This is a genomic window from Myxococcus vastator (assembly GCF_010894475.1).
GTDB classification, from domain to species: Bacteria; Myxococcota; Myxococcia; order Myxococcales; family Myxococcaceae; genus Myxococcus; species Myxococcus vastator.
In genome coordinates this window covers 1-2,921 of the sequence record NZ_JAAIYB010000695.1, presented here as the reverse complement: position 1 = coordinate 2,921, position 2,921 = coordinate 1, and the positions used below count along the sequence as shown (strand labels likewise).

General features: G+C 71.0%; 3 protein-coding genes and 1 pseudogene. All 4 read left to right on the top strand.

The window, feature by feature from the left end; all coding sequences use genetic code 11:
- Positions 1–841, top strand: an 841-nt coding sequence (locus tag G4D87_RS36170; protein WP_163787352.1) for a diacylglycerol/lipid kinase family protein, incomplete at its 5' end; no start/stop codon positions are given.
- A 71-nt stretch (positions 842–912) separates the two neighbouring features.
- Positions 913–1,602 (top strand): NUDIX hydrolase, encoded by a 690-nt coding sequence (locus tag G4D87_RS36165; protein ID WP_163787351.1) that lies wholly within the window; start codon positions 913–915, stop codon positions 1,600–1,602.
- A 121-nt stretch (positions 1,603–1,723) separates the two neighbouring features.
- Entirely contained in the window at positions 1,724–2,527 is an 804-nt protein-coding gene (locus tag G4D87_RS36160; RefSeq protein ID WP_163787350.1) for a protein phosphatase 2C domain-containing protein, read from the top strand.
- A 4-nt stretch (positions 2,528–2,531) separates the two neighbouring features.
- A pseudogene (locus tag G4D87_RS36155) lies at positions 2,532–2,921 on the top strand (hypothetical protein); the annotation flags it as partial.

The following is a 2,921-nucleotide window of genomic DNA, read 5'->3' as shown; positions in this document are numbered from 1 at the left end:
CCTCCTGGCGGGTGGGGGTGACGGGACGATTACGGGGCTGCTCAACGAGCTACGCACCGCGGGGGTGGCCCTGCCGGCCATTGGCGTCCTCCCCATGGGCACCGGCAACGCCTGGGCGCGCGTCACCGGCGCGCCGCGGCCCGCGGAGGCCTTGAAGCAGATTGCCGCCGTGGGCGAGCGCCTGCCGCCCCTGCGCCCCTTCGCCCTGGTCCGCGTGGAGGGCAAGGTGGCCCCCTTCGCCGGCACCGGCTGGGACGCGGAGATGATTCAGGACTTCAAGAATCAGCTCGCCGCCTCCGGCCCGCTGCGGGGCACCCAGGCCGGCCTGCGTGGCTACCTGGGCGCGATGTTCACCCGGACGGTGCCTCGCCACGTCTTCGGCGAGGGCAACCCCATGGTGTCCGTCTACAACCTGGGCGACCCCGCCCTCACGGTGGACGCGCGGGGCTCCGTGCTGCCCGTGCCGCATGGGGACAAGGGCGCGCTCCTGTACCGGGGGCCCGCGGGCGTCGCCGGCGCGGCCACCACGCCCGAGTGGGGCTTCGGCTTCAAGGCCTTCCCCTTCGCGGAGGCGGTGCCCCACCGGCTGTCCGTGCGCGTCTATGGCGCCGGCGTGCTCGAGGCTACCCGGAACATGTTCCGCCTCTGGCGCGGCGAGCATCCGATGCCCCAGATGCATGACTGGTTCGTCCAGCGCCTGCGCATGGACTTCGACCGGGAAGTGCCCTTCCAGATGGGCGGCGACGTCATCGGCATGCGGCGCTCGCTGGAGTTCGACCTGGCCGAGGAGAGCGTCCAGCTCGTCGACTGGCGCCAGCTGTCGCGCATGGTCCGGACCTAGCCGCGCGAGCCCGGCCCCCACCGCCGTCCCTGACTTGACCCGGGTGTGTTCCGGACCCTATTCGGGGAGCCGTGAGCTACACCTATGAGTACCCGAGGCCGGCGCTGACGGTGGACTGTGTCGTCTTCGGTCTGGATGACGAGGACCTGAAGGTGCTGCTCATCCGCCGTGGGGTGGAGCCCTTCTCCGGGCGGTGGGCGCTGCCGGGGGGCTTCGTGCGGATGGAGGAGTCGCTCGACGACGCCGCGCGCCGGGAGCTGGGGGAGGAGGCGGGCGTCCGGCCGAACCACCTGGAGCAGCTCTACACGTTCGGCACTCCGGGGAGAGACCCACGCGGGCGCGTCGTCACGGTGGCGTACTTCGCGCTGGTGAAGCTCAGTGACCACGTACCGCATGCGGCGACGGATGCGCGGGACGCGGCGTGGTTCTCCGTCTGGGATACGCCGAAGCTGGCCTTCGACCACGCGGACGTGCTCGGCACGGCGCTGCAGCGGCTCAAGGGCAAGGTCCGCTATCAGCCCATCGGCTTCGAGCTGCTGCCTCCCAAGTTCACGCTGACGCAGCTCCAGCGGCTGTACGAAATCATCCTGGAGCGGGAGCTCGACAAGCGGAACTTCCGCAAGAAGATCCTCGCCATGGACCTGCTCGAGGAGCTGGACGAGGTGGAGCAGGACGTCTCCCACCGCGCCGCGCGCCTCTACCGGTTCGACCACAAGAAGTACAAGCAGCTGGAGAAGGCGGGCTTCAACTTCGAGCTCTGACCCTCCGCGGGCTTGAGGGCGCCCCGGTCCCTCGTGGCATTGACATCGTGTCATTTGGACACTATGCTGGTGTCACTTAGACACGAACATGGACTCAACCCAGGTTCGTGATGGGAGAGCCATGTCCGCGCTGCCCTTCGATATCGCCGCTGCCTCGGTGCCAGGCCGGGAGCATGCCCGAGCGGGTCGCAACAACCAGGATGCGCTGTGCATCCGCGCCAGCGAGCATGGCCTGGTGGCCGTGGTGACGGACGGCTGTGGCAGCCAGCCCTGCAGTGAGCTGGGCGCACAGCTGGGCGCGCGCAGGATGGCGCAGGCCGCGCTGGTGCGGCTCGCGGACGGTGAGCGCGTGGATGCGCCCACCTTCCTCCCAGGACTTCGTGAGGACGTGTTGTGCCTGCTCAGTGAGCTCCGGGCGGACCTGGGGCGGGAGGTGATGGGGGACTTCCTCTTCACCGTGGTGGGCGCGGTGGTGACGCCCACGCAGACGCTCGTCTTCTCCGCGGGGGATGGCGTGTGGGCGCTCAATGGCGAGGTGCATCCGCTCGGGCCGTTTCCGGGGAACGCGCCGCCCTATCTCACCTATGCGTTGACGCACGGAGAGGACGTCGCGCTGACCGCGCGCGCCCTGGTGCCCACGGAGGACGTCCACGCGCTGCTGCTGGGCACCGACGGGGTGGCGGACCTGGAGCGGCTGGCCACCACGCGCATGCCGGCGCGGGACGAGCTCGTCGGCCCGCTGTCGCGGCTCTGGACGGAGGACCGGTACTTCGCCAACCCGGATGCCCTGCGCCGCCGGTTGGCCTTGCTCAACCGAGAAGCCGTGCGCGCGGACTTCGCCTCCCAGCAACTGGCGCGCACGCCGGGCCTGCTGCCGGACGACACCACGCTGGTGGTGCTGCGCCGCCGCATGGGGAGGGCGTGAGGCCATGGACGTCTGGCTCGAAGGCAAGAAGGTGCGGTTGAACCCCGCGCGGGCGCTGGGCAAGGGCGGCGAGGCGGACGTGTTCGACCTGGGGGATGGCCGCGCCCTCAAGGTGTTCAAGCCCCCCGAGCACCCCGACTACACGGGCCTGCCCGCGGAGCAGGCCGCGGCGCGCGTCCGGCTGGACGAGCACCAACGCAAGCTGCGCGTCTTCCCGGCAGGACTGCCCGGCCGCGTGGTGGCGCCCCAGGCCCTGGCGACGGACAAGCAGGCGCGCCAGGTCCTGGGCTACGCCATGCGCAAGCTGGACGGCGTGGAGCCCTTGCGGCGCTTCGGGGAGCCGTCGTTCCGCAGGGCGGGCGCGACGTCGGGGCGGGTGGTGGAGGTGCTGCGC

What these genes read in the sequence shown, in the direction of transcription:
- G4D87_RS36160 (WP_163787350.1), top strand. Translation starts at nt 1,724, where the DNA reads ATGTCCGCGCTGCCCTTCGATATCGCCGCTGCCTCGGTGCCAGGCCGG.